Annotated in this window: 21 protein-coding genes; 10 read left to right on the top strand and 11 right to left on the bottom strand. The window is 62.5% G+C overall.

The window, feature by feature from the left end; translation table 11 throughout:
* Window positions 1-4 precede the first annotated feature (4 nt).
* Both IB263_RS13280 and IB263_RS13275 read right to left on the bottom strand, forming a co-directional pair.
* On the bottom strand, window positions 5-526 hold the full coding sequence (locus IB263_RS13280) for a DUF4142 domain-containing protein (RefSeq protein WP_060519274.1): 522 nt from the start codon (window positions 524-526) through the stop codon (window positions 5-7).
* A gap of 89 nt (window positions 527-615) precedes the next feature.
* Window positions 616-1,317 (bottom strand): RNA polymerase sigma factor, encoded by a 702-nt coding sequence (locus IB263_RS13275; RefSeq protein ID WP_082584561.1) that lies wholly within the window; start codon window positions 1,315-1,317, stop codon window positions 616-618.
* Between the two features lie 312 nt (window positions 1,318-1,629).
* On the opposite strand from IB263_RS13275, the gene IB263_RS13270 reads away from it, so the two are divergent.
* The 3 genes from IB263_RS13270 to IB263_RS13260 all read left to right on the top strand — a co-directional run bounded on the left by IB263_RS13270 (window position 1,630) and on the right by IB263_RS13260 (window position 5,214).
* Window positions 1,630-2,040 (top strand): hypothetical protein, encoded by a 411-nt coding sequence (locus tag IB263_RS13270; RefSeq protein ID WP_034789708.1) that lies wholly within the window; start codon window positions 1,630-1,632, stop codon window positions 2,038-2,040.
* Window positions 2,041-2,365: 325 nt separating this feature from the next.
* Window positions 2,366-4,069, top strand: coding sequence for an amidohydrolase (locus IB263_RS13265; RefSeq protein ID WP_192438596.1), 1,704 nt, complete (start codon window positions 2,366-2,368; stop codon window positions 4,067-4,069).
* Window positions 4,070-4,275: 206 nt separating this feature from the next.
* A complete protein-coding gene (locus IB263_RS13260) occupies window positions 4,276-5,214 on the top strand; it encodes a LysR family transcriptional regulator (RefSeq protein ID WP_060643603.1) in 939 nt (312 codons plus the stop codon).
* Window positions 5,215-5,271: 57 nt separating this feature from the next.
* On the opposite strand, the gene IB263_RS13255 is transcribed toward IB263_RS13260, so the two are convergent.
* From IB263_RS13255 to IB263_RS13245, 3 genes are read right to left on the bottom strand one after another with little or no spacing between them, the layout of a single operon-like run.
* Window positions 5,272-7,104 (bottom strand): carbamoyltransferase, encoded by a 1,833-nt coding sequence (locus tag IB263_RS13255; RefSeq protein ID WP_034789695.1) that lies wholly within the window; start codon window positions 7,102-7,104, stop codon window positions 5,272-5,274.
* Window positions 7,105-7,115: 11 nt separating this feature from the next.
* Complete coding sequence (locus tag IB263_RS13250) at window positions 7,116-7,265, bottom strand: DUF5989 family protein (protein WP_089043047.1); 150 nt, start codon at window positions 7,263-7,265, stop codon at window positions 7,116-7,118.
* Window positions 7,266-7,311: 46 nt separating this feature from the next.
* A complete protein-coding gene (locus IB263_RS13245) occupies window positions 7,312-7,743 on the bottom strand; it encodes an SxtJ family membrane protein (RefSeq protein WP_034789693.1) in 432 nt (143 codons plus the stop codon).
* A 317-nt stretch (window positions 7,744-8,060) separates the two neighbouring features.
* Here IB263_RS13245 and IB263_RS13240 point away from each other — a divergent pair, with 317 nt between their 5' ends.
* From IB263_RS13240 to IB263_RS13215, 6 genes are all read left to right on the top strand, one after another.
* Window positions 8,061-8,228 carry a hypothetical protein gene (locus tag IB263_RS13240; RefSeq protein WP_156400694.1) on the top strand — a complete coding sequence of 56 codons (168 nt, stop codon included), beginning with the start codon at window positions 8,061-8,063 and terminating at the stop codon, window positions 8,226-8,228.
* On the top strand, window positions 8,225-10,033 hold the full coding sequence (locus IB263_RS13235; protein ID WP_082566252.1) for a sensor histidine kinase: 1,809 nt from the start codon (window positions 8,225-8,227) through the stop codon (window positions 10,031-10,033). The genes IB263_RS13240 and IB263_RS13235 overlap by 4 nt, the downstream gene beginning before the upstream one ends.
* Window positions 9,994-10,677: a response regulator transcription factor gene (locus IB263_RS13230; RefSeq protein ID WP_034789687.1), complete on the top strand. Its 684-nt coding sequence runs from the start codon at window positions 9,994-9,996 to the stop codon at window positions 10,675-10,677. The genes IB263_RS13235 and IB263_RS13230 overlap by 40 nt, the downstream gene beginning before the upstream one ends.
* 382 nt (window positions 10,678-11,059) lie before the next feature.
* Entirely contained in the window at window positions 11,060-11,473 is a 414-nt protein-coding gene (locus tag IB263_RS13225) for a hypothetical protein (protein WP_060519282.1), read from the top strand.
* Between the two features lie 66 nt (window positions 11,474-11,539).
* A complete protein-coding gene (locus IB263_RS13220; protein WP_034789684.1) occupies window positions 11,540-12,787 on the top strand; it encodes an SGNH/GDSL hydrolase family protein in 1,248 nt (415 codons plus the stop codon).
* 25 nt (window positions 12,788-12,812) lie between these two features.
* The gene (locus IB263_RS13215) at window positions 12,813-13,895 is read left to right on the top strand and encodes an SGNH/GDSL hydrolase family protein (protein WP_060519284.1); all 1,083 of its coding nucleotides are present in this window, start codon (window positions 12,813-12,815) and stop codon (window positions 13,893-13,895) included.
* 46 nt (window positions 13,896-13,941) lie between these two features.
* Here IB263_RS13215 and IB263_RS13210 read toward each other — a convergent pair whose 3' ends face one another.
* From IB263_RS13210 to IB263_RS13200, 3 genes are all read right to left on the bottom strand, one after another.
* Window positions 13,942-16,926: an autotransporter domain-containing protein gene (locus IB263_RS13210; protein WP_060606080.1), complete on the bottom strand. Its 2,985-nt coding sequence runs from the start codon at window positions 16,924-16,926 to the stop codon at window positions 13,942-13,944.
* Window positions 16,927-17,112: 186 nt separating this feature from the next.
* Window positions 17,113-18,507: an FAD-binding oxidoreductase gene (locus IB263_RS13205; RefSeq protein WP_060606077.1), complete on the bottom strand. Its 1,395-nt coding sequence runs from the start codon at window positions 18,505-18,507 to the stop codon at window positions 17,113-17,115.
* 14 nt (window positions 18,508-18,521) lie between these two features.
* A complete protein-coding gene (locus IB263_RS13200) occupies window positions 18,522-18,899 on the bottom strand; it encodes a cupin domain-containing protein (RefSeq protein WP_051659170.1) in 378 nt (125 codons plus the stop codon).
* A gap of 385 nt (window positions 18,900-19,284) precedes the next feature.
* Here IB263_RS13200 and IB263_RS13195 point away from each other — a divergent pair, with 385 nt between their 5' ends.
* Entirely contained in the window at window positions 19,285-20,169 is an 885-nt protein-coding gene (locus tag IB263_RS13195; RefSeq protein ID WP_051659169.1) for a LuxR C-terminal-related transcriptional regulator, read from the top strand.
* A 52-nt stretch (window positions 20,170-20,221) separates the two neighbouring features.
* Here IB263_RS13195 and IB263_RS13190 read toward each other — a convergent pair whose 3' ends face one another.
* From IB263_RS13190 to IB263_RS13180, 3 genes are read right to left on the bottom strand one after another with little or no spacing between them, the layout of a single operon-like run.
* On the bottom strand, window positions 20,222-21,019 hold the full coding sequence (locus IB263_RS13190; protein WP_060519288.1) for an ABC transporter permease: 798 nt from the start codon (window positions 21,017-21,019) through the stop codon (window positions 20,222-20,224).
* Window positions 21,020-21,029: 10 nt separating this feature from the next.
* The gene (locus tag IB263_RS13185) at window positions 21,030-21,947 is read right to left on the bottom strand and encodes an ABC transporter permease subunit (RefSeq protein ID WP_082566251.1); all 918 of its coding nucleotides are present in this window, start codon (window positions 21,945-21,947) and stop codon (window positions 21,030-21,032) included.
* Between the two features lie 11 nt (window positions 21,948-21,958).
* Window positions 21,959-23,026: an ABC transporter ATP-binding protein gene (locus IB263_RS13180; protein ID WP_234798796.1), complete on the bottom strand. Its 1,068-nt coding sequence runs from the start codon at window positions 23,024-23,026 to the stop codon at window positions 21,959-21,961.
* Window positions 23,027-23,044: the final 18 nt, after the last annotated feature.

The following is a 23,044-nucleotide window of genomic DNA, read 5'->3' as shown; positions in this document are numbered from 1 at the left end:
CGGCCTACTTCATCATCCCGGCGACATGCTCGGCATGTTGCTGGTGCCCCTGGAACAGCTTGAGCCCGGTCTCCAGCAGGTCCTTGAGCTCGGCATTCTTCGCGGAGGGAATAAGCAGGGTTTCAAGCGCGCCATTGACCTGCTTGTGGTAGGCCACCTCGTTGGCGACATAGGCCTTGTCGAAGTCGGCGCCGCTCAGCTTCGCCAGCTTTTCACGCTCTTGCGTAGCCGCTTTCGTCAGCGCGCGGCTGGTGTCGTTGTCTTCGGGCGTCACCTTGAGCTTCTTGACGAGATCGAGGGCCTGCTTGTTCACGGCCTCGTGGTCGCGCAGCATGTCGTTGGCAAAGCCGATGACCTCCTTGTCCTTCGAGATTTTCAGGGCCTGCTTGGCGGCCTCGATATCGATGACGCCGGCGGTATAGGCGATATGGGCGATTTGCGGATCTGTGACCTTCGTGTCGGCTGCATGGGTAGCGCCACCGATGAGACAGGCGACGGCGAGGGCTGAAGTGAAACGGGCATACATCGGGAACTCCTTTTCCGGCCGCAAGTGGCACCGGTCTTGATGGATGACACCCGTTGGATGCGCGCCGCAGTCAAAGGTTCCCGAAAATGTCAGCCTGATAGCCCGAGCCGGTGCATGACCGCCTCCGTCAATCGCGCGCAGCGACGTCCAGCGAAGGGAAAGGCATTCAGGAGCACCGGCCCGACCTGGCGATCGATCTGCTGACGGACGAGCTGACGAGCCCGGTAGAGGCGGCTCCTGACCGTCTTTGGGTTGATGCTGAGGAGGGCGGCGGTTTCTTCGACGCTCATCGCTTCGATGACGCGGGCGGTAAAGACCAGACGGAAGGCTTCCGGCAAAGCGTCGGCGGCCTCTTCCACCAGCCGCAGGATCTGACGCTGCGCGAGGCTGCGTTCCGGATCGTCGGCGTTCGCAGCATTGGGAAAGGGTACGATCTCGGCGCCGGCGTTGTCCGTCGGAAGCGGAACCTCCCGTCGCGTCGCCGACCGGCGCAGGCGTCCGAGCGCCTCGTTCAACACGACCCGATGCAGCCAGGTGGCGAGGCTGGCATCGCCACGAAACGTTTCGAGGTGTTCGAACGCGCGCAGATAGGCTTCCTGCACCACATCCTCGGCGATGCTGTCGTTGCGCACGACGGCGCGCGCGATGCGAAAAAGCCGCTGGTTATGCCTTGTCATGATGATCCGGAAGGCTTCCGGATCCCTCGCAAGCGCACGCTCGACGAGAGTCTCGTCCGTCAAATGGTCCGCTTCCGCCGTGGCGGGTTTTGTCTGCACGGCATCCTTCATCATCCACCTCCAAACCACCGTTTGATGCGGATCGGGCAAAAACGTTCCCGAGAAAACATACGCCGCGTTAGCGGCAACCGAAATAGGGGCAGGGGCGTGCTTCCAGTCGCGAGGGTGTCTCTACGAAGCGGCATTTCGCGTGTTTTCGCCAGCGGAAGTTGGGTCTTGGGGCGCTGTTCGCGCAGCGGTATTGGCAAGCCCTCTTTTTTTCTCTGGCCAGGGAACTGGGGTTCCCTCTGGCGAGTTTGAGGATCGGCGACCCCGGTGTGCAGGGGCGCGTATCGCGGTCGCATCTTCGCACTAGGAGAGACGACGATGAAGCATCAAACAATAGAACAGTTGCAGGCGCTCGCCGAAATTCGTCCCGATCCCGTCATGACGAGAACGGAACGGCTTCAGCGTTGGGCCGAACTCTTGGAAAGCAATCCCGATCGCCGGCTTGGCACGCTTTCCGGTACTGAACGTGCGACTGCTGCCGTGCGTCAGGCCATGCAGGTCAACGGTTCGCCCATGACCGTCGCCTTCGAGGATACGCAATTGCGCCTCGCGGGGCTCGCAGACGACAGCTACGGCGAAGCAAAACGCTTTTTCGAAATATCGGATCATCAGCTGCACGACATCGTCTGCGACTGCAATTTCGGTAGTTCGGTGCGGGCTGCCTATGCCGCCCGTCGGGTTCGCGCGGCCATTGGTCTCTGGCCGCGTCTGAAGGCGCTCTTTAGCTGAGGGCTGAGCCCATCGGCCAGCCTCGGGGGAAGCCAGGGCGCCAGCCGGAAGCTTCCCTAACCTCCTGTTTCTCGTAAGCGGCGCGGCCTCGCTTTCGCGCCCGGTAAGGATATTGCGCCCGACTGGGTGGCAAACCTGGTTTTGGTCAGCCCGAGCCGATGCGCACCGCGTTGCAACGGACACAGTGTGGTCGTCGCGCGGCATGGCGCAAACCTAGCCCGAGGGAGTATATCGCGATCCTCCCCTCTTGCAGCATCATCCCCTCAACGCCGGTGCCGCGCGGCTCGCCGGGGGTGGAGGGATGTAGCCGCGGGAGGAGGATTTCATGACATTGGCAGCAGTAACCCGGGCTCTGGGTGCAACGTCCGCGCTGGCGATCCTGGTCGGCACGGCGCAGCCGGTTTGGGCCGCACCCGATCTGATCGTGCTCAACGGCGACGTGCGCACGGTGGACCAGGGCAAGCCGAAGGCACAGGCCTTCGCAATCGAGAACGGCAAGTTCACCGCAGTCGGCAGCAACGACGAGATCAAGGCACTGGCCGATGCCGAGACCAAGGTGATCGACGCCGGCGGCAAGACCGTGACCCCTGGCTTCATCGACGGGCATACGCACCTCACATCTGGCATGGACATGGTGACCGGCGTCGACCTCTCCTACATCCCGGACAAGAAGACCTGGCTCGAAAAGATCAAGGAAGCCGATCAGCGCCTGCCGAAGGGCGTCTGGCTGATGGGCGGCGGCTGGGACTACACGCTCGGCGAGGGCAAGCTGCCGACAAAGGAAGACCTCGACGCCGTGGTGCCGGATCGCGTGGTGGTCCTGCGAGATATCGATTTCCATTCCGTCTGGGTCAATTCCAAGGCGCTCGAAGTGGGCGGCGTTACCGCGAAGTCGGAAGTCGAAGAGGGCGGGCAGGTGCTCTTGAACGACAAGGGCGAGCCGAGCGGCATCCTGCTCGAAAAGGCCGGCGACCTCGTCGAGAAGCATCGTCCGGTGGCGACCGACAGCGAGCGGCGGGCAGCGCTGCTTGAGACAATGAAGTTTGCCAACAGCCTGGGGATCACCGGCGTCAACGACATGTCGGATCTCGCCGCCGTGCACGACTATGCCGCGATCCTCTCGGAAAAGAAGATGCCGCTTCGCGTCTGGTACGGCTTCTTCGAAGGAGATCCGAAGAAGATTGCCGCAGCGGTCAAGGATCGCGACGAGGTCGACAAAGCGGCCGCCGATTCCGGCGAGCAGGAGGTAAAGGGGCCGATGCTCAAGCTCGGCTACACCAAGTCGGTGATCGACGGGGTGCTCTCGACCCGCACCGCCTATATGCATGAGGACTATTCCGACCAGCACGGCTGGAAGGGCAAGCCCTTCGAGACCAAGGAGCAGCTGGAAGCGGCAATCAAGGCCTCCAACGAAAACGGCTTCCCGACGGCGGTGCATGCGATCGGCGATGGCGGCGTCAGCCTCGTTCTCGACGCTTTCGCCGAAGCGTCCGTGCCCCGGCCGCAGCCGAACCGTATCGAGCATATCGAGGTGGTCGAGACCAAGGACATCCAGCGCTTCAAGGATCTCGGTGTCGTCGCCTCGATGCAGCCGAACCATGCGACCGGCACGATCGGTAAGTACATCACCGAACGCATCGGTACCGATCGCGAGCCGCGGGCCTATGTCTGGCATTCGATGCTCGACGCCGGCGTACCGCTGGTGTTCGGTTCGGACTGGCCGACATCGCCGCTGAGCCCGCTGACTCAGATCAACGATGCCGTCTTCCGCGAGAGCCCCTTTGGCTTGGGTGACGGTCCCTGGCACCCCGAGCAAGCGGTCACCTTCGACCAGGCCCTGCATGGTCTCACCCAGGCGGGTGCCGACATGACGCCTTGGGGCGGTGAGATCGGCTCGATCAGCGTCGACAAGTGGGCGGATTTCGTCGTGATCGACGGCACTCTGTCCGATCCACTCGACCGTTCGATCCGCGAGCGCAAGGTGGAGGCGACCTATCTCGCCGGAAACGAGGTCTATCGCCGGCCCTGATCGGGGGCGGCAGCGTCCTTCTCTTGCCGGTCGCCGTGCGAGGACACGTCGATCGGCAGCCTTCCCACCGATCCAGATCACGCTCGGCCGGCGCTACCAGCGCCGGCCGATCTGCCGTTCAGGGCCATGGTGCACTAGCTTAGTGCCTGAAAATTCATAATAATTTCGCTTCACTTTGGAGCTTATCAAGCTAAGGACGCGATGGAATGGCGTTGGACTCGTTGGACGTGCGGCTGCTGCGGATCTTCGTGACAATCGTGGAGGCGGGTGGTTTTGCGGCGGCGCAGGGCGAGCTCAACCTGTCGCTCTCGACGATCTCCAACCATATCTCGGCGCTGGAAAGTCGCCTGGGTCTGATCCTCTGCCAGCGGGGCCGGTCCGGTTTCCGTCTTACCGAGGAGGGGCGTGCAGTCTACGAGGAGGCCAAGCGCCTGTTCGGCACGATCGACCAGTTCGATATCCGCATGAAGGGGCTACAGCACCGGCTGAACGGCACGCTTTCCGTTGGTCTGATCGACAACACCCTGTCCGACCCGGCCTCCCGTCTGACCCGCGTCTTTGCGCGGATGACGGATGAAGCGCCCGAGGTGGCGCTTTCGATCGTCACCCGACCGCCGCATGAACTGTTGCGCGACGTGATAACGGGCGAGCTCCACATCGCGATCGCGAGCTTCCCGCGCACGACGCTGGGGCTCGAATATGTCGATCTTTACGAGGAGACGCAGCGCTTCTATTGCGGGGCCGAGCATCCGCTGTTTTCCCGCGATGACAGCACGATCGAAATCGACGACATCCGGTCCTACAATCTGATCGGTCGCTCCTATTGGAATGCGCGCGACCTCAAGATATTCTCGATCGCCAATCCGCGCGCGACGGTCAGCGACATGGAGGCGGAGGCGCGGCTGATCCTTTCCGGGCGCTATCTCGGCTATCTGCCCGATCACTTCGCCAGCCGCTATGTCAGCGCAGGGCTGCTGCGGCCGATCCGCCCGGATCTCTTCAGCTACAGGGCGCCTTTCCAGGCAGCCTTCGACAAGTCGCGGGCGAAATCGGGGCTGGTGCCGTTTTTCGTCAAGCTGCTGACGAGCGAGTTCGGCGTCGCGCCCTCCGGCCGAAGCGCCTCGCGGCTGCGTGCCGGACGTTAGAACGCCGGGTCGCTGCTGCGGCCCGGCGTTCTGAAGGAACAGATTACGTGGCCGGTTCTAGTCGAGCTCGAAGTTCTCTTTGTAGTCCTGCTTCAGGTGCTCCGGCTGGTTTTCCTTCTTCAGGATGCAATTGCCGACGACGAGGCGCTCGATCTCCGTTCCCATGAAGCAGCGATAGGCGTCTTCGGGATTGCAGACGATCGGCTCGCCACGCACGTTGAAGCTGGTGTTGACGAGCACCGGGCAGCCGGTGCGCGCCTTGAACCGGGTCAACAGCTCCCAGTAACGCGGGTTGGTCTCGCGGTGCACCGTCTGGATACGGGCGGAGTAATCGACATGGGTCACCGCCGGTATTTCCGAGCGCGGCACGTTGAGCAGATCGATGCCGAACAGATTTTCCTGCGGGTGATTGGCGTGCAGGCGGCGGCTTTCCAGGACGTCGCCGACAAGCAGCATGTAAGGGCTGTCGGTGTCGATATCGAACCAGTCCGACAGGTCTTCACGCCGGATCGACGGAGCGAAGGGACGGAAGCTCTCGCGATACTTGACCTTGAGATTGAGCATCTTCTGCATCGTCGGCGAACGGGCGTCGCCGAGGATCGACCGTCCGCCGAGAGCCCGCGGTCCGAATTCCATCCGCCCCTGCATCCAGCCGACCGCTTTTTCCTCGGTCAGCGCCGAGACGGTGGAGGAGGTGATCTCTTCGTCCGAGAGGACCTCGAAGTTCGCCCCGGCGTTGGCAAGCCGCTGCTCGACTTCACCTTGCGCGAAGGCCGGTCCCAGATAGCCGCCCGACATGGAATCGCTGTCCTTCACGACACGCGCGCTTCCAAGATATTCGTGCCAGACCGAGAGGGCCGCCCCGAGGGCGCCGCCCGCATCGCCTGCGGCGGGCTGGATCCAGATATCGTCGAAGATCCCGGCCTTCAGCAACTTGCCGTTCGCCACGCAGTTGAGCGCGACGCCACCGGCAAGGCAGAGGTTCTTTTCGCCTGTCTGGCGCCGGGCATAGCGGGCGAGCCGCATGACCGCCTCTTCGGTCACGACCTGCACGGAGGCCGCAAGGTCCATCTCGCGTTGGGTCAGCGGCGATTCCGGCTTGCGGGGTTCGCCTCCGAAGAGGTCGTGAAAGGCCGGCGAGGTCATCTTCAGGCCCGTGCAATAACCGAAATAGTGCTGGTCCAGACGGAAGGAGCCGTCGTCCTTGAGATCGATCAGGTTGTCGAGGATCGTCTGCGCAAAACGCGGCCGCCCGTAGGGCGCAAGCCCCATCACCTTGTACTCGCCCGAATTGACCTTGAAGCCCGTGTAATAGGTAAAGGCCGAATAAAGCAGGCCAAGGGAGTGCGGGAAATGCAGCTCCTTCAGGAAGTCGAGGCGATTGTCATGGCCATGGGCAAGCGATGTGGTGCACCACTCGCCGACGCCGTCCATGGTGAGGACTGCGGCTGAGGCGAAGGGCGAGGGAAAGAAGGCGCTCGCTGCATGGGACTGGTGGTGCTCGGTGAAAAGCAGCGAGCCATCCCATTCCTTCTTGCCGACAAGCTTGCCGAGATCCTTGCGCAGCATCTTCTTCTGGAAGAGCTTTTCCTTGATCCAGACCGGCATCGCCACGCGAAACGAACTGAAGCCGTGCGGCACTGTCGCAAGATAGGTCTCGACAAGCCGCTCGAACTTCAGGAACGGCTTTTCGTAGAAGACGACATGGTCGATGTCGTTCATGGTGCAGCCTGCTTCCGACAAGCAGTACTCTATTGCCCGCGCCGGAAAATCGGGGTCGTGTTTCCGGCGCGTAAAGCGCTCTTCCTGTGCAGCGGCTACGATGCGCCCGTCTTCGACGAGCGCGGCCGCGCTATCGTGGTAAAAGGCCGAGATACCGAGGATACGCACGATGGTGCCGCCTAGAACAGCGTATAGATGAAGGGGGCGACGGCCGTTCCCTGCGTCAGTACCACCAGGGTTCCGAAGATGGTCGTCATGACCAGGATCGGCAGCAACCAGTATTTCTTCCGGTTGCCCATGTAAGACAGGAGTTCCCTAGCAAGGTCCATTTTCGTGTCCTCTGTCCGATACAATAAGGGATAGGTTCTTCAAATTTCAGAACTGGTTTTTCATCGTTGCCTGGGCTGCTTCGCCCTGTGGCTTGTCGATCCAGTAGGTCTTGGCGTTCTTGTCGAACTGTTCGGTCAGCGCGTCATTGCCGCGAAGCCTGAGATAAATGCCGATCGGCACGAAGGTCGTGACGTAGATCAGGAACATCACGACCGGATTGACGATCTTGAACAGCACAAGGCCGAGCCGCATCCAGAGATGGTTGGCGCGTGTCAGGGTCGAAGGCGCGATCAGGGCCAGCACGACCAGAACCACGCCGATCAGGGCGAGCACAGCCGTTACGGTCGTAATCTCGGAAGCCCGCCACCATTTCACGAGCGCGATCAGGGTAAGGATGCCACCGACGGTGTAGCCGAAACTTCTGTTCGACGGTCCTTCCGGGGGCTTCTCGTTCAGTGGTCCGTGAGAAATGCTCATTGCTATCCACCTCAAAGCGGTTAGCTAAAAAACGCACAATTTTCATTGTGCCGACGAATGAAAAACTCTTTAGTCATTTATATTGGGAGAATATGAGCGGCAAATACTGGGGTAGGTCAATATGCCAATGGATATAGAGGGTCATATCCGGCTTACGATTCTTGGCGCGATCTTCTGATACTCGGGTTGATGTCCGCCGGTCGGCCCTGTTCCAGGGCTTGCCTGCAGCAGTGCAAGGTTCGTGTGGTCCGGGCGCGCGCGCGTAACCTTGGCTATACTGGTGGCGAATGCATTTGAGCGCTGGAAGAGACGAGCGTATGCTGACGACACTTGAATATGCTGATTGCAGCGGCTGCCAGGGCCGTGCCGTCCTCGTCGTCGAAGATGCGGTCGGCGACGGTCGGTGGCCGCGATTTGATTTATTCTCGCTCGTCACGCGCAGGGTTGTTTTCAAAGGGGCGGCGCAGAGCGGAGACTTGGCATGAAGCTAGAGCCGTCAAACCGTTTCAGCGCCCGCCGCGTGAGCCCGACGGCGGCCGCTCCACCACACGGTGCCGGCGCGCCGATGGATCTGGACCAGGCGTCCGGCCGCAAGGTCTGGACGAACACCTTCCGAGCTCGTTCCGACAAGGTGATCGCCGTCGGGCGCATTCTGCTGGCGCTCGGCAGCGTCTGGATCGCCTGGCTCGATTCCGTTCACGTGCCGCTGCCGCCAGAGCCCATCTACTTCCTGCTGATCGGCTATCTCTTCTATGCCATCGCGGCCGCCTTCCTCGTCTGGCGCACGGAGATTTCGCGCGTGCGCGGCACGCTGGTGCGTCACATCATCGATGTCGCGGCGTTTGCGATCTTCATGTCGATGACCGACGGCCCGGCAAGCCCGTTCTTCATGCTGATGCCGTTCACTTTGCTGTCCGCGACGCTGCACTGGCGCTGGCGCGGGGCGCTCTACACCGGTCTCGTCTGCCTGGCGGCCCTGCTCTACCTCGGTTACTTCGATGCCGGCGATATGCTCGATCCGGATGCCGATACGACGACGAACGCCTCGCGGATCCTCTTCATCTTCGTTGCGGCTGCGCTGCTCGTCTGGCTGGGCGCACACCAGGAGGCGGTCCGGGCCGAGCTTCTTCGGCTGGTGCAGCGAACACCGAGCCAGCCGCGGGGACGCGAGTGGCCGGCGCGCGCGGCCCTCGATTATGCCGCCCATGTCATGCTGGTTCCGCGGGCCCTCTTGTTGTGGACCGATGCGGAGGAGCCCTGGACCTATGCGGCCCTGTGGAACGAAGGCGAACTCGAGGTCATGCAGATGCCGCCCGATGCCTTCGGTACCTGGACGGACGAAAAATTGCTGCGCAGCAGCCTGCTTGTCACCGAGGCCGCGCGTGGTCGCGTTCTCGTGCATATCGGCGAGGGGCGGTTTCATCAATGGTCGGATCCCGATCCCCCGATCTCGCCAGCGCTTGTGGAAGCTTTCAACATCAACGCCGCGGTCTCGACCTTCTTCCAGGTCGACGATCTGCAGGCGCGCCTCTTCGTTCTGGAGCCGCCTGCGCTCACGCTCGATGACGTGGCGATCGCGGAGATCATCGCCGACAGGATCAAGGCGCTGTTCGAACAGGCGATCCTGGTTAGACGCCTGAGTGACGAGGCGGCCGTCGACGAGCGCATCCGCATCGGCCGCGACCTGCACGACGGGGTGCTTCAGGCGCTTGCGGGCACAGCACTGCAGCTTCAGTCGCTGCGCAAGCTCAAGGATGCGGGGCCGGATGTGCTTGCTGAACGCCTCGAGGCCATCCAGGCGATGCTGCTCGAAGAACAGCGGGAGCTTCGCGGCTTCATCCGCGCGCTCGAGCCGGGTGGCAATCTCCAGGCTACCGGCGAAATGCAGCTCGAGCGTCAACTGGAAGCGGTGGCCGCACGGCTGCGGCAGCAATGGCAGATCGACGTCTCGATCGCCTTCGACCCGCCGTCCGGCATCGACCTGCCGCTGGCGCTGACCTACGAGCTTGCGCGCATGACGTCCGAAGCGACCGCCAACGCGGTCAGGCACGGCGGCGCGCAGAAGGTCAGGATCACGCTCAGCATCGACAACGGATCGATCGTGCTGACGATCGACGACGACGGGGTCGGCTTCGGTTATGGTGAGCGTCTTGACCATGCCGAGCTTGAACGAGAAAAAATCGGACCGCGGAGCCTGCGTGAACGGGCGGCAGCGCGTGGCGGAAAACTTGCGATCGAAAGGATAGCGGAATGGACTCGAGTGGTCGTCATGCTGCCAATGCCGCAATAGCGTTGCGCGCGGTCGTCGTCGACGATCATCTGATCGTGCTCGACGGGCTTCGCCGGCTGATCGAGACCGTGCCCGGCTGGGAGGTGGTGGCGACCTGCGAGCGTGCGACCGATGCGCTGCAGGTTCTGTCCGAGCGGGGCGCCGATATCGTCGTCGCAGATCTTCGCATGCCGCATATGGACGGGCTCGAATTCATACGCCGGGTGCGCAGCGCCCACCGACAGCAGATCGCGATCGTCATCCTGACGGCTGATATCGGTGACGATCAGGTTGCCGAAGCGATCCGGCTCGGAGTGAACGGCATCGTCCTCAAGGAACAGGCCCCGGACACCCTGCTCGACTGCATGAATGTCGTGGCCAGCGGCAAGACCTATTTCCAGGATCAGGCGCTGAAGTCCGCGATCGAGCGGATACGCGCGCAGGAGGCCGTTGAGACCCGGGGCGTCGACCTCCTGACACAGCGCGAGATCGAGGTCTCGCGGCTGGCGGCCTCGGGGATCCGCAGCAAGGAGATCGGTGCCCGGCTCGGCATATCGCCGGGCACGGTCAAGCTGCATCTCCACAGCATCTACAGCAAGCTCGGAATCTCGACGCGCGTCGAGCTGGCCAATCTGGCGAACCGGCTCCCGAAGAGCCCACTATGACGGCGTCGCCCGCGCTTGCAGGCCCCCTGCTTCTGGCCTGAGCCTCCCCTTTCGAAAACATCCAGCCCGCGACGAGACGCCGCGACCGGCGCTTTCTGCCGCAAGCGAACTGTAAGAAACAGGGCCGGAGTATATCCATCTGGATATATTCAGAACGAAAATCCTAGGATAGAGTTCGGAATTGTAAGGCGTCTCCGGCAGAGAAGTGAAACCTCCGAAGCTCATGTCGCTATATAACGAATAAGTTCATGTTTTCGTATTCTGAAGATATTGACGGTGTTCTTCTCTGTTCCGGAGAGCCACTATGCATGTTCAAAGTGTTATTGAAATAGCTGAAACAGACGGTCGGCTTCCGGTCGAGATAATCATAAAGGGTTATCGTTTGAGCCAGAAGCGGCTTACCGTCTTCGTTTTAAACGAGGTGACGCCGGCCGCGGTCAACCGGATCCTGGATCCCGTGGTGCCGACGTTGCCTCTTTTCATTCCTGGCGTGCTTTACGTCAAGATTTCGGATGATGCCCGCGTGCGGGAAGCGGTCGAGACGGCGGATGTCGTCTATGCCGCGACCAGCCTGTTTCGCGATCAGTTGACCGGCTACGGGACTTTGCCCGGGCTGCTTCGACCGATCGAGCTCCTGCGGCCGGATTCCTCCAAGCGCATCCGGCTCGCAGATACTGGCGAACACGCAGGCTCCGACGAACCGAAGCGTCCCTCCGTCGCAAAGACATCGAGGCGCACGACCACCTATCTCGCCAGCCTGGCACGGTCCTATTGGCGCGAGGCCGGAAGCGCCTGAACCGGGCGATGCGGCAATCATCCGAAATGCTTCAACACAGATCGCACAATCAAGGTGTCAGCTGACATGCCCCGAAAAGCCGAACGTCAGGATGCGCTCAACAACAACAATCCGACGGCGACGCCTGCGGATTTCATCGATCAGAACAAGCCTCAATCGAGCGGAATCCTGCAACGCATGCGCCGTTCGCGCAATTTCGGCGGTGTCATGGATGGGCTGATCATTCTCGTTTCGGGACTTGTCGCCATTCTGCTGTGCGAACTGCTGCTGCGTCTGGTGCCGAGCCTGCAGCTTCCGGTCGGCGAGGGCGAATATGTCTATTGCGGCGTGCCGCGGGGGCGGCATCAGTCGCACGCGCTCTACGGCTATACGGAAATACCGGGCAACAGCTACTTCGAGCGTTTCAGCCCGCTCGATCCTTGGAACCGCGTCCAGATCAACCGCGACGGTTTCCGCGACAATGCGACGGGCACGGGTTCGCCGGTGTTCGTCCTCGGCGATTCCATGGTGCGCGGCTCGCTCGTCAAGGAAAGCGAAACCTTCAGCTCGCTCCTGAACGCATGGCACCCGCAACTGCTGCTCAAGAACTACGGCACCGGCGGCTACGGCCAGCCGAACGAGATCCGGGTCTATGAGGACAAGGGCCACAGCATCCCTCATAACCTCGTCGTCGTCGGGCTCTCGCTCAGCACCGACCTTGAGGACAATGCCGAGCGTGCGGTTCTGACGCCCTCGTCCATCGATATCACGGTCGAGCCGGCCGGTAGCGGAACCAAGAAGCCCAGCCTCGCTTTGCAGGCACATCTGTACCTGTGGCAGAACAGCAAGCTCTACAACTGGTTCTACTCGACCCTGCTCAGACCCTATGTTGGCGACCGGGCGTCCCGGCGTGACATCGGCCATGCGATCGAGCTGACGCGGCGCCTGTTCGTCCGGCTTGCCGACGATGCCCGCGCCAACGGCGCCGAGCTGCTCGTCGTCATCCTCCCGGGCTGGGCGGAACTGGTTGGTCGCGACGACGGCCTGCAGCCGGAAAAGCAGCGCGAAATGATCAAGGCGCTCGCCGCTGCGACGCCCGGAGTGTACGTGGTCGATCCGACCGAAAAGCTCTCCGCCAACGATCCGATGAAAACCTATGGCATCGGCGACAAGCACCTTTCTCCGCTCGGACATTTTCTTGTGGCCGAGGCGATCGACCAGTGGCTGGTCAATGATTGGAGCGGCGGCAAGGGCCTGACGGTCGGCGAGCACCAGTTCGTAAAAACCGCTCCGGTGGAGCCAGATTGCCTGAAGTTTTCTCAGGTCGGACAGTAATCGGCGGACCTGAAAGGAAGATCCGATGAATTCCAATGTAACACGCGTCGTTCAAATGGAACAAAACAGCGTCCGGAAATCCTCCATTCTCAAGCGAGCCCTGCTTGCGGTTCTCGCGACGGCTTTCAGCCTCGCCCTTTGCGGCCTCATGATCGAAGGCATGGCGCGCACCGTCTTCGACAACGGCATGGATTTCGACCTCGAGATGTGGAAATACGCCCGCGACCTGAAACGGGTCAGCGCCGAGCCGGCGATCGGCCACGAGCATATTCCCAATTCGAGCGGCGTCTTCATGGGTGTGCCGGTCAGCATCAACTCGATCGGCCTGCGCAACCGCGAAATCGGCCCGGTTGCCGCCGGGACGACGCGGGTGATGATGCTCGGGGATTCGCTGACCTTCGGCTGGGGCGTCAAAGAGGAAGATACGCCCTCCAGGCTGCTGGAAACGGTCCTCAACGGCGGCAGCCAGGGGGCGCCGAAATACGAGGTGATCAACACCGGTGTCGGCAACTACAACACCCAGATGGAAGTCGCCTATTTCATGACCAAGGGCGTCGAGCTCAAGCCGGACGTGGTCGTCCTCAACTATTTCATCAACGATGCCGAGCCGACGCCGCGCCGTCACGAGGTCGGCTGGGGCGAGTATTCGCAGGCCTATGTCGTACTCGCCTCGGCGGTCGACAAAATCTCGCGCATCTTCCTCGGTCGGGCGGACTGGAAGGCCTATTACCGGGGCCTCTATGAAGACGACCAGCCCGGCTGGACGGAAGGGCAGGATGCCATGCGGCGGCTGATCAGCTTCTGCCGCGAACGTGGCATCAAGCTCGTGCTCGTCAACTATCCCGAACTGCATGAAGTCAAGCAGTATCCGTTCCCGGAAGTCACCGGCGCGGTCGAGAAGATCGCCGAAAGCGAGGGGGTTCCCTTCCTCGATCTTCGCCCCTCGGTCGAGGATCTCGTTCCCGAAACGCTGTGGGTATCGCCATCGGATGCGCACCCGAACCGGATCGCCAACGAGCGCTTCGCCGCCGCGATCGCCGGAACGCTGGAACGCTCCTATCCGGACCTCTTCGCCGGAGCCGGATCGGTCGCCAAGGTCCAGCCGTGAGGCTAGCGCGACCGGCTGCTGAACGTCCTGGTCGGAGACATGCGCGTCAAAAATCGACGATCAGGTTTGCGCGGCCGGCACTCGACCGCGCGCCGTCGCCGAATTCGCCGAGATAGGTGATTGCCAGCCGCGCGGATTTGGAGAGCCGGGCGGAAATGCCCGCTTCCACCACCAGCGCATCGCGCGCGATGGGCACGCCTGCGATGGTGAAGGGGCTGGCACCGGCAAAGGCAAGGCGCGCGGACGGCGAAAGGTCGCCTTCCGCATGGCGCCAGCCGAGCATGCCGGAGGCTGAGATCGGCATTTGGTCTATCGGCAGATTCGCCCACCAGCGCACGCCGATGGTCGTAAGCATGGCGTCGTCAGTGGCACCTTCTGCCGAGAGCGCCGCCGAACCACCGTTTTCCTTGAACGCATCGGTATCGAGATAGACATAGGCCAGGTTTGCGAACGGCTGAAGCCTGATGTCGTCTGCGCTGAGCGTGAAGGAAAGGTCGGCGAACACCTGGGCAACAGTGCTGTCGTAGTCGGCGGTCAGGCGGTCTGTGAACGAGCCGAAGGCGAGGTCACGCTCCGACGAAACCTCGTTGTGGCTATAGATCGCGCCGCCTGCAAGGTTCAGCGCCCCGATGTTCCCATATCCGTAGAGGCCCGCATGGTAAGCATCGACACGCGCCTGCGGCTGAACGGTGAGATGGCTGTAGCCGAGGATCCCACCGAGGCGCCAATCGTCGGAAACCGCCGTATCAGCGCCGACGAGGACACCCGCCGTGCGGTTACCGATAGCGGCTGCGTTGCCGTCACCGGACAAATGGCCCGCGCCTGCAAAACCCGACGTCCAGAAGACGGCGTCCTCGGTTTCCTGAAGGGTCGAGACGGCCGAGCCCGCGCGCTCCAGAATGGCGTCCCGCGGAAAACGGCTGTCCCACATCAGCGCGCTCTTGACTGAGGCGTGTACCTCGCCGCTCAGCTGGGAAAAGGCGCTTGCGGCCGTTGCATCATCCAGCGAGAGCACGGCCAGCGTGAGCGGGCTCGTGACGCCCAGCGCTTCGACAGCGCTTGCTGCTGCGCGCCCATTGGCGGTTTCTGCGAGGTCCGCGAACGCAACGTCGTTCCGGTCGAGCCTCAGATCGATGCCGGTGGCGCCATAGGTCAGCGTCGGCGACAGGAACGCAAGATTGCTTGTCACCGCATCGAACCGGCCGCTGACAGTGCCGGCGGAAGCGATCGTGTAGCTCGTCGACGGGTCATAGACGCCGCTGCCGGCGAGGACCGCTAGCCTGCCGCCCTCAAGCGAAAGCGCGCCCGAAACGGCCAGGCGGTCGGATTGCCCCGCCGCATCCACATCCACCTGATAGATCGAGCCCGAACGGAACGTCAGGTCGCCGTTGACGGTGGCAACCGCGATGCCCGGGCCGGGAGAGACCACGCCGCCGGCATTGACCGTCAGGCTGCCGACGATGCCGCTGCCGGACAAGAGACCGCCGTCGAAGATTTCGACCGTCCCGGCGACCGTACCCTGGTTGACGAGAGCGCCGCCCGTGATGTTCGCCGCGCCGCTGATCGTGCCGGTGTTTTGGAAGAGGCCGCCGCTGTTTGCGAGCGAAGCGATGGTTCCGTCGTTCGACCCGGTGCCGGCGTTGGAAACTGCCCCGGCAGTCGCGCCGCTGTTATTGGTGAAAGTGCCGTTGGCACCGATCTCGACGTCGGCGAGCGCCGCATTGTTGACGACGCTGCCGCCGGCGACGGTTGTCTTTCCGGTCACCGTGCCGTTGCCGTTGTTGGTGAAGGATCCGCCATCGTTGCGCACGGAAGCGATGGTTCCGGCATTGGACAGGGTGCCGGCGTTGGTGACGTTGGCGGCCACGGCGCCGCTGTTGTTGACGAAGGCTGCCGCGGCCGCGACGTCGGCGTCGCTAACGACGAAATTGTTCGTCACGGTGCCGCCTGTAACCGTCGTCTTGCCGGTGACTGTGCCACCGGCATTGTTGGCGAAGTTTCCGGCTGTGTTGGTAAGTCCGGCGATCGTGCCGGCATTCGACGCGGCGCCGCTGTTGGTGACCGCGCCGGCGCTTGCCCCCGACGTGTTCGTGAAGGTGCCGCCCGCGCCGACGGTGACCGTACCGAGGGTCGCGTTGTTGGTGACGGCGCCGCCAGAGACCGTGGTTTCGCCGGTCACTTCGCCGCCGAAATTGTTCGTGAAGCTTCCGGCGTCGTTGCGCACCGATGCGATGGTGCCAGCGTTCGAGACCGTGCCGGCGTTGGTAATCGCGCCCGCAGTTGCGCCATTGTTGTTGACGAAGGCGGCCGCTGCCGCGACATCCGCGTCGGTGACGACGAAGTTGTTGGTGACGGTTCCGCCCGCCACCGTCGTTTTCCCGGTGATCGTGCCGCCGGTATTGTTGGTGAAGTTCCCCTGGGTGTTCGTCAGCGAGCCCATGGTTCCGGCGTTGGAGGCGGTGCCGGCATTCACCGTCGCGCCGGCGACGGCGCCGGTGTTGTTCACGAAAGTGCCCCCAGCCGAGACTTTGACGTCACCAACCTCGCCGTTGTTGGAAAGCGACGTGGCGCTGCCGACGCTGGCGCTGTCCAGCGTTCCGTTCACCGACACGTTGCCGTTGTTCAGCGTCAGCCTTCCGTTGAGGTCCCCATCGATCGACAGGCTGCCGCCGTTCAGCTCGACATTGGAGGTGAGTGCGCCGCCCGCGTTGATGCTGACGCTCCCGGAATTGATCGTGCTACCGTTGGTGACGGTCAGCGCGCCGGTGTTGGAGATGGTGACATTGCCGCCGTCGACGCCAAGCTGGCGGATCGTACGGCCGTCGTTGACCTGCGGAGAGCCGGTGTTGACCTCCGCTGCGTCGCTCGCGCCGGGCAGGGCGGGCGCCCAGTTCGCGCCGTTGCCGAATTCGTTGTCGGCTCCCCCGGTCCAAACGGACTGGGCAAGCGCCGGTGTCGAGACGGCAAGAGAGGCTAGTGCCGTGAAAAGGCCGAGGCGTTTGGAAAGGACCGCGAGCGGTGTTTGTCGCATGGGTGCCGCCGGTGCTACGAACGCTCGCGAATCAGCCAGCGGAATGGGTAGCTTTGGCTATCTAATCATGGTTAACGATTTACTACCACCGTTGCTCCCGGGCCGGATGGGCCACCGCCATCGCCCGGTGGCAGAGCCGAAAGTCTCGGCTCCGCTTGCCCTTTGAAGCCGCCGGGAAACGCATGATCAACTGAGCGGGAAGCCCATGGCCGAGACCATCTTGAGCCACGGCCTGCGCCAGCCACCGGACTTGTCGGCGGTGTCGAGCGCATACATGGTGATCTGGGCGCCGAGCCAGCGGAACGGCTCGGGTGGGATCGTATTCGGAAGGCTGGTGGCGAAATCCAGCCGGCTCTCCGGGGTCTTCGAGCCGTCGAGGATATCGAGCGCTATGCGCGCGCCGAAACGTGAGGCCGAGACGCCGAAGCCAGAATAGCCGCCGGCATAAACGACCTTTTCGTCATGGTAACGCTGGAAGTGTACGGCCATGCGGGTGCTGAGGTCGATCGGCCCGCTCCAGGCATGGCTGAAGCGCAGGCCTTCGAGCTGTGGAAAGGTGTCGAAGAAAGCGGCGGCAAGGGGCTCATAGGTATCGAGTTCCCGGTCGATCGACGGAAACGGATCGCCGGCGAAGGCATAGGCGAGGCGGCCGCCGAAGATGATCCGGTTGTCCTTGGTGAGCCGCATGTAGTTCATCTGGGTGCGAGTGTCGTAAACGCCCTGACGATGGCTCCAGCCGATCGCTGCCATCTGCTCCGCTGACAGGGGCTCTGTCGCCAGCACCCGATCGCGCACGGCGACGACCCTGTTTTTGATCTTCCTGTGGCCGGCGGCAAAGGCGTTGGTGGCGAGCAGCACCTTCGGCGCGGTCACGCTGCCGGAAGCCGCGTGTGCCTTCATCCGGTCGCCGAGGTCTTCAAGGCCTGTCAGTTCGGTGTTTTCGAAGATCCGTACGCCGAGCGTGAGCGCGACCCGTTTCAGTCCGAACGCCAGCAGCGCCGGATGCACCGTGCCGCAGATATGCTTCGACCAGACGCCGGCCTTGTAGCGCGGCGAATTGATTTCGGCGCGGACGGCGCTCTGATCGAGGAAGACCGCCTGGTGGCCGTACTTCAGGTGAAGCTCGTGCTCCTCGTGCAGCGCTTCGATATGGGCGTCGTCGACCGCGACCGTTAGCTCCCCGCCCCACTCGGCATGACAGTCGATCGCATGCTCCTCAAGCGTCTTGAGAAAGCCGTGCATGTTCTCCTGGCCGAGCTTCTCGAGCGCTGCGATGTCGTTCGGGAAAATGCGCACGGCGTTCGACAGCCCGTGCATGACCGAGGTTGAGACGACACCGCCCGGCCGACCCGAGGCGCCGTTGGCGACCGAGCCTTTCTCGATCAGAATGACGTCGATCTCGGGCTGGCGCTGCTTTGCCTGGATGGCGCCCCACAACCCGGTAAAGCCGCCACCCACAACGAGAAGGTCGGCCTTCAGATGACGCGTCAGTCGCTCTCGCGGCTCGGGCGCATCCGGCCGGTCGAGCCAGAAGGGCGTCATCGTCACGTCTGCAAGGGCTTTGTTTCTTACCTGGGTCATGAGGACGGCTCACATCACTTCGCGGCAGGGGCGGTGTAGAGGACGTAGACCTTGCGCATCGTCTCCAGCACTTCGAAACGCACTTCGACGCCGGCTGGAAGCACGTAGCTTTCGCCCGCCGAAAAGGTCTCGACCGAGCCATCCGGGTTGGTGATCGCGACCTTGCCAGAGAGGATGACGCTGTATTCATTGCCATCGGGATAGGAGAGCATTTCCGCATAGGGCGTCGACTGCCACGTGCCGATGACGACGGCCTTATCGGGGCTTTCGAAATGAACGTCGCCGAGCTCGTCCGCAAAGCCCGAAAGGATCGCCTCCGGCGGCACGACGCTGCATTTTTCAAGCGCGTTGAGGCCGACACCATCGCGCCCGAGTTTGATGACCTTCGACATGTTCACTCCAGTTCAGAAAGACGAGCGCCAAGTCGATCGGCCGCGCGCCAGGGTTTCGTTGTTTCATTCTTCTACGGAACGATGGGATGTCCGAGATCAATATGCCGTCTCGACAGTCACGTGCCGCCTTGCCTGCCGCGGATCTACTGTGCGGCTTGCATCATTTTTCTAGGCGTCGGTATCGCTGCTCGGAATACGCCAAAGGGCTAGGTTCGCTCCGAGGCGGGCCATCCGTGCCGCGCCGCAAAGCCTTGCCCCGCCGGATGTCGGCCACCTATGCCGTTGTTTTGGTTCGCCAAAAGATAGTTTTGGAAATCCCGTAGTGAAATTCCGTTACTTGCGACCAACCCAACCTTCGCCTAGTCTGCGCTTGGAGGAGAACAATATGAACGACGATACGATCATCAAAGTCTGCGCGCCGGCGCAGCAGGTGTCCGGTGTAGGCGATCTGGCGCTGTCGCTGATGGAGGGGGTGGGCCGTTCGGATTTCCAGGACCGGCTGACACATTCGCTCAAGCGGCACATTGCGATCGATGCCGGTCTGATGCTCCTCTATCGACGCGACGCCGCGCCGAAGATCCTGTTTAACGACTGGCGCACGGACAGGGGGCTGTCGGATATTCGCGCCTATCTGCAGGGGCCGTACCGGATGGATCCGTTCTACCGGCTGGCGCTCGACAATGGCGACGACGGGCTTTATCGCCTGCGGCAAATCGATCCGTCCTTCGACCGGTCGCAGTACTACCGCGACTACTACCGGCATTCGGGCCTGCACGACGAATTCAACGTCTTCATCGGCATCGATGCCGACACGAAGATCGCAATCTCTCTGGCGCGCCGCCATGCGCACGCGGCCTTCAGCGGCGAAGATCAGGATTTCCTGCAGAATGCGGCGCCGCTCATCAGCATGGCCGTGCTTCGGCATTATCGCGACCTCAGACCCGAAGGCCTGGGCGACGACGGCTCGCCGCTTCAAAGCGCCCTGGCGCAGGCGGTGCGCAATTTTGGCCGCAGCCTGCTGACCGATCGCGAGTGCCAGGTGGCGCAGATGATCCTGCGCGGTTACTCGGTCAAGGGTGCTGCCGAAAAGCTCGGCATCTCGCCGGCGACCGTCAAGCTGCATCGCCGCAACCTCTACGCCAAGCTCGACATCACTTCGCAGACGGCATTGTTCTCGCTGTTTATCGATGCCGTGTCTTCGGCAAGCAATGCCTTCGAGGATCCGCTGGCCACGTATCTTTCGCCGGCTGGCGCGCTGAGGCCGCACTGACCCGGCGCATTTGTCGGGAATTCCGGGGAAGTCTATCTTCCTCAGAGTTACCTCAAGCCGCGGCGCTCACCCGTTGTTCGGAGCGCCGCGAGACCAGTTGAGCGGCCACCAATCCAAACACGACGATGCCGAGGATAATCGTCGAGATCGCGTTGATCTCCGGCGTCACGCCGAACTTGATCTGTGAATAGATCTTCATCGGCAGGGTCGATGCACCCGGCCCGGTCGTGAAGCTCGAGATGACCAGGTCGTCCAGCGACAGGGTGAAGGACAGCAGCCAGGCGGAGACGAGCGCCGGGATCATGTTCGGTAAGGCGACGCTGACGAACGCCTTTGCCGGAGGGCAGCCGAGATCGCGCGCCGCCTCCTCCAATGACGGGTCGAGTTCGACCAGCCGCGATTGCAGCACGACAGTCGCAAAACAGAGCGTGAAGGTGGTGTGCGCCAGCGTGATGGTGAGCGGCCCGCGGTCGATCCCGAGCGTCACGAACATCAGAAGCATCGACACGGCCATCACCACCTCGGGCATCACCATCGGGGCGAGCAGCATGCCGTTCAGCAGTGCCCGGCCACGGAAGCGACGCAGCCGCACCATGACGACGGCGGCAAGCGTGCCGAGAAGGGTGGCGGCGGTGGCCGAGACCGCCGCGACCAGGAAGCTGACTTTCGCGCCCTCGATGATCGAGGGATTGTTGAGAACAGTCGCATACCATTGGGTGGAGAAGCCGCCCCAGACCGTCACGAGCTTCGAGCCGTTGAAGCTGTAGACGACGAGCACGACGATAGGCAGATAGAGGAAGGCAAGACCGAACAGGATCGACAGCCGATTGAACCAGCTTGGTTTTGTCATGGCTTGCTCCTCAGCCTTGTTCACGCGATTGGCGCGACTGGAAATAGACGATCGGTACGACCAGCAGAGCGAGCAAGACGATGGTCACGGCAGCGGCCATCGGCCAGTCGCGGTTGTTGAAGAATTCGAGCCAGATGGCGCGGCCGATCATCTGCGTGTCGGCGCCACCCAAGAGATCCGGGATCACGAATTCACCGACGACCGGGATGAAGACCAGCGCGCAGCCCGCGAGCACGCCGGGCAGGCTCAACGGGAAGGTGACCCGCCAGAAGGCGGAGATGCGCGAGCAGCCGAGATCGCGCGCCGCCTCGATCAAAGTCCGATCGGCGCTGCTCAAGGTCGAATAGATCGGCAGCACCATGAAGGGCAGGTAGGTGTAGACGATGCCGATATAGATCGCCGTCTCGGTGTTGAGGATTCGCAGCGGCTCGCTGATCAGCCCGATCTTTAAAAGCAGCGCGTTCAAAAGACCGTCGTTCCTGAGAATGCTCATCCAGGAATAGACGCGGATCAGCATCGAGCTCCAGAACGGCACGATCACCAGAAAGACCAGCAGGGACCTGGAGGAGGGCGAGCAGGACGCGATGCCATAGGCGAGGGGATAGGCGATGAAGAGCATGGCAGCCGTGGAGATCGCCGCGATCTTGAGGCTCGTCAGATACGCCAGAAGATAGGTGTCGTCGGTCAGCACATAGAGGAAATTCTCGAAATTGAGCCTAAGGTTCAGGATCGAGCCGTCCCAGGCGGTCAGCGGCTCGAATGGCGGCATGCCGAGGCGGACGGTCGAAAGGCTGATACCGGCAACCAGCGCGAAGGGCGCGAGGAACAACACGAGCAGCCAGGCATAGGGGATGGCGATCAGCAGGCGCTTGCCCCAGTTCGCCTTTGCGGAGGGGGCGGCTGCGGAAGAATGGGCGATGGAAGACAAGGGTCGACCTCCTATTCGGCCAGCAGCCGGCTTGCCTGCGGCGGCCAGTTTGCGAACACGCGGTCGCCGACGCGAAGATCGCTCTCGGCGCCGAGATTGACCCGGCGCGCGTCGAGCGTCGCGCCCGACTTCAGCCGCACGCGGTAGTGTCTCTCGACACCGGTATAGGTGAGCTGTTCCACGGTGCCTTCGAGGCCGCTGCCCGAAGTTGTAAGCTCTACCCGTTCAGGGCGGACCGAAACCCAGAACGGCCGGTCGAGCGCCACCCGGTCGGTGAAGGCGGCGCGGACACCGCCGCCGGCCTCATCGCTTTCGATCCGCAGTTCTTCGCCATCGCGTTCCGATCGTCCGCCGGCAAAGACATTGGTTTCGCCAAGGAATTTCGCGACGTAGCGCGACCGCGGCGCCTCGTAGACGTCTGACGGCGAGCCGACCTGCAGCACCTGTCCCTGCTTCATGATGGCGATGCGGGTGGAAACGGTCATCGCCTCGTGCTGATCATGGGTGACGATGATGAAGGTGAGGCCGAGTTCGCGTTGCAGGCGGACGAGTTCGAGTTGGGTTTCGGTGCGCAGGTTCTTGTCGAGCGCGCCCAAGGGCTCGTCAAGCAGCAACACCTTCGGCCGCTTGACCAGTGCGCGGGCGAGCGCCACGCGCTGGCGCTGGCCGCCGGAAAGCTGCGCCGGCTTGCGATCGAGCAGTGCGGTCAGCTGCAGCTTTTCCGAGACCTCGTCGATCCGCTTCCTGATCTCGCTCTTGTCGAGACCGTCCTGGTGCAATCCGAAGGCGATGTTCTTGCCGACCGTCAGATGCGGAAAGAGCGCGTAGGATTGGAACATCATGTTGGTCGGACGCCGATGCGCCGGAACGTCGGTGACGTCGGCGCCTTCCAGCCTGATCGCGCCCGAGGTCGGCGTCTCGAAGCCGGCGATCATCCGCAGCAGCGTCGACTTTCCGCAGCCGGAGGGCCCAAGGAGCGAGAAGAATTCGCCCCTCTCGATGCCGAGGTTGATGTTGTTGACGGCCGTGACGACGCCATAGGACTTCGCCAGGTTTTCGATCGAAATATAGGATGGCACGGGATCTGGTCCTGCTGT

It is taken from the genome of Ensifer sp. ENS03 (assembly GCF_014852035.1).
In the GTDB taxonomy this organism is placed as follows: Bacteria; Pseudomonadota; Alphaproteobacteria; order Rhizobiales; family Rhizobiaceae; genus Ensifer; species Ensifer adhaerens.
Note: the sequence above shows the minus strand (reverse complement) of the source record. Positions and strands in the feature narration are given on the sequence as shown.

Coding starts and splice junctions, on each gene's coding strand:
- IB263_RS13280 (WP_060519274.1), bottom strand. CDS start 526: ATGTATGCCCGTTTCACTTCAGCCCTCGCCGTCGCCTGTCTCATCGGT.
- IB263_RS13275 (WP_082584561.1), bottom strand. CDS start 1,317: ATGATGAAGGATGCCGTGCAGACAAAACCCGCCACGGCGGAAGCGGAC.
- IB263_RS13270 (WP_034789708.1), top strand. CDS start 1,630: ATGAAGCATCAAACAATAGAACAGTTGCAGGCGCTCGCCGAAATTCGT.
- IB263_RS13265 (WP_192438596.1), top strand. CDS start 2,366: ATGACATTGGCAGCAGTAACCCGGGCTCTGGGTGCAACGTCCGCGCTG.
- IB263_RS13260 (WP_060643603.1), top strand. CDS start 4,276: ATGGCGTTGGACTCGTTGGACGTGCGGCTGCTGCGGATCTTCGTGACA.
- IB263_RS13250 (WP_089043047.1), bottom strand. CDS start 7,265: ATGGACCTTGCTAGGGAACTCCTGTCTTACATGGGCAACCGGAAGAAA.
- IB263_RS13245 (WP_034789693.1), bottom strand. CDS start 7,743: ATGAGCATTTCTCACGGACCACTGAACGAGAAGCCCCCGGAAGGACCG.
- IB263_RS13240 (WP_156400694.1), top strand. CDS start 8,061: ATGCTGACGACACTTGAATATGCTGATTGCAGCGGCTGCCAGGGCCGT.
- IB263_RS13235 (WP_082566252.1), top strand. CDS start 8,225: ATGAAGCTAGAGCCGTCAAACCGTTTCAGCGCCCGCCGCGTGAGCCCG.
- IB263_RS13230 (WP_034789687.1), top strand. CDS start 9,994: ATGGACTCGAGTGGTCGTCATGCTGCCAATGCCGCAATAGCGTTGCGC.
- IB263_RS13220 (WP_034789684.1), top strand. CDS start 11,540: ATGCCCCGAAAAGCCGAACGTCAGGATGCGCTCAACAACAACAATCCG.
- IB263_RS13215 (WP_060519284.1), top strand. CDS start 12,813: ATGAATTCCAATGTAACACGCGTCGTTCAAATGGAACAAAACAGCGTC.
- IB263_RS13210 (WP_060606080.1), bottom strand. CDS start 16,926: ATGCGACAAACACCGCTCGCGGTCCTTTCCAAACGCCTCGGCCTTTTC.
- IB263_RS13205 (WP_060606077.1), bottom strand. CDS start 18,507: ATGACCCAGGTAAGAAACAAAGCCCTTGCAGACGTGACGATGACGCCC.
- IB263_RS13200 (WP_051659170.1), bottom strand. CDS start 18,899: ATGTCGAAGGTCATCAAACTCGGGCGCGATGGTGTCGGCCTCAACGCG.
- IB263_RS13195 (WP_051659169.1), top strand. CDS start 19,285: ATGAACGACGATACGATCATCAAAGTCTGCGCGCCGGCGCAGCAGGTG.
- IB263_RS13190 (WP_060519288.1), bottom strand. CDS start 21,019: ATGACAAAACCAAGCTGGTTCAATCGGCTGTCGATCCTGTTCGGTCTT.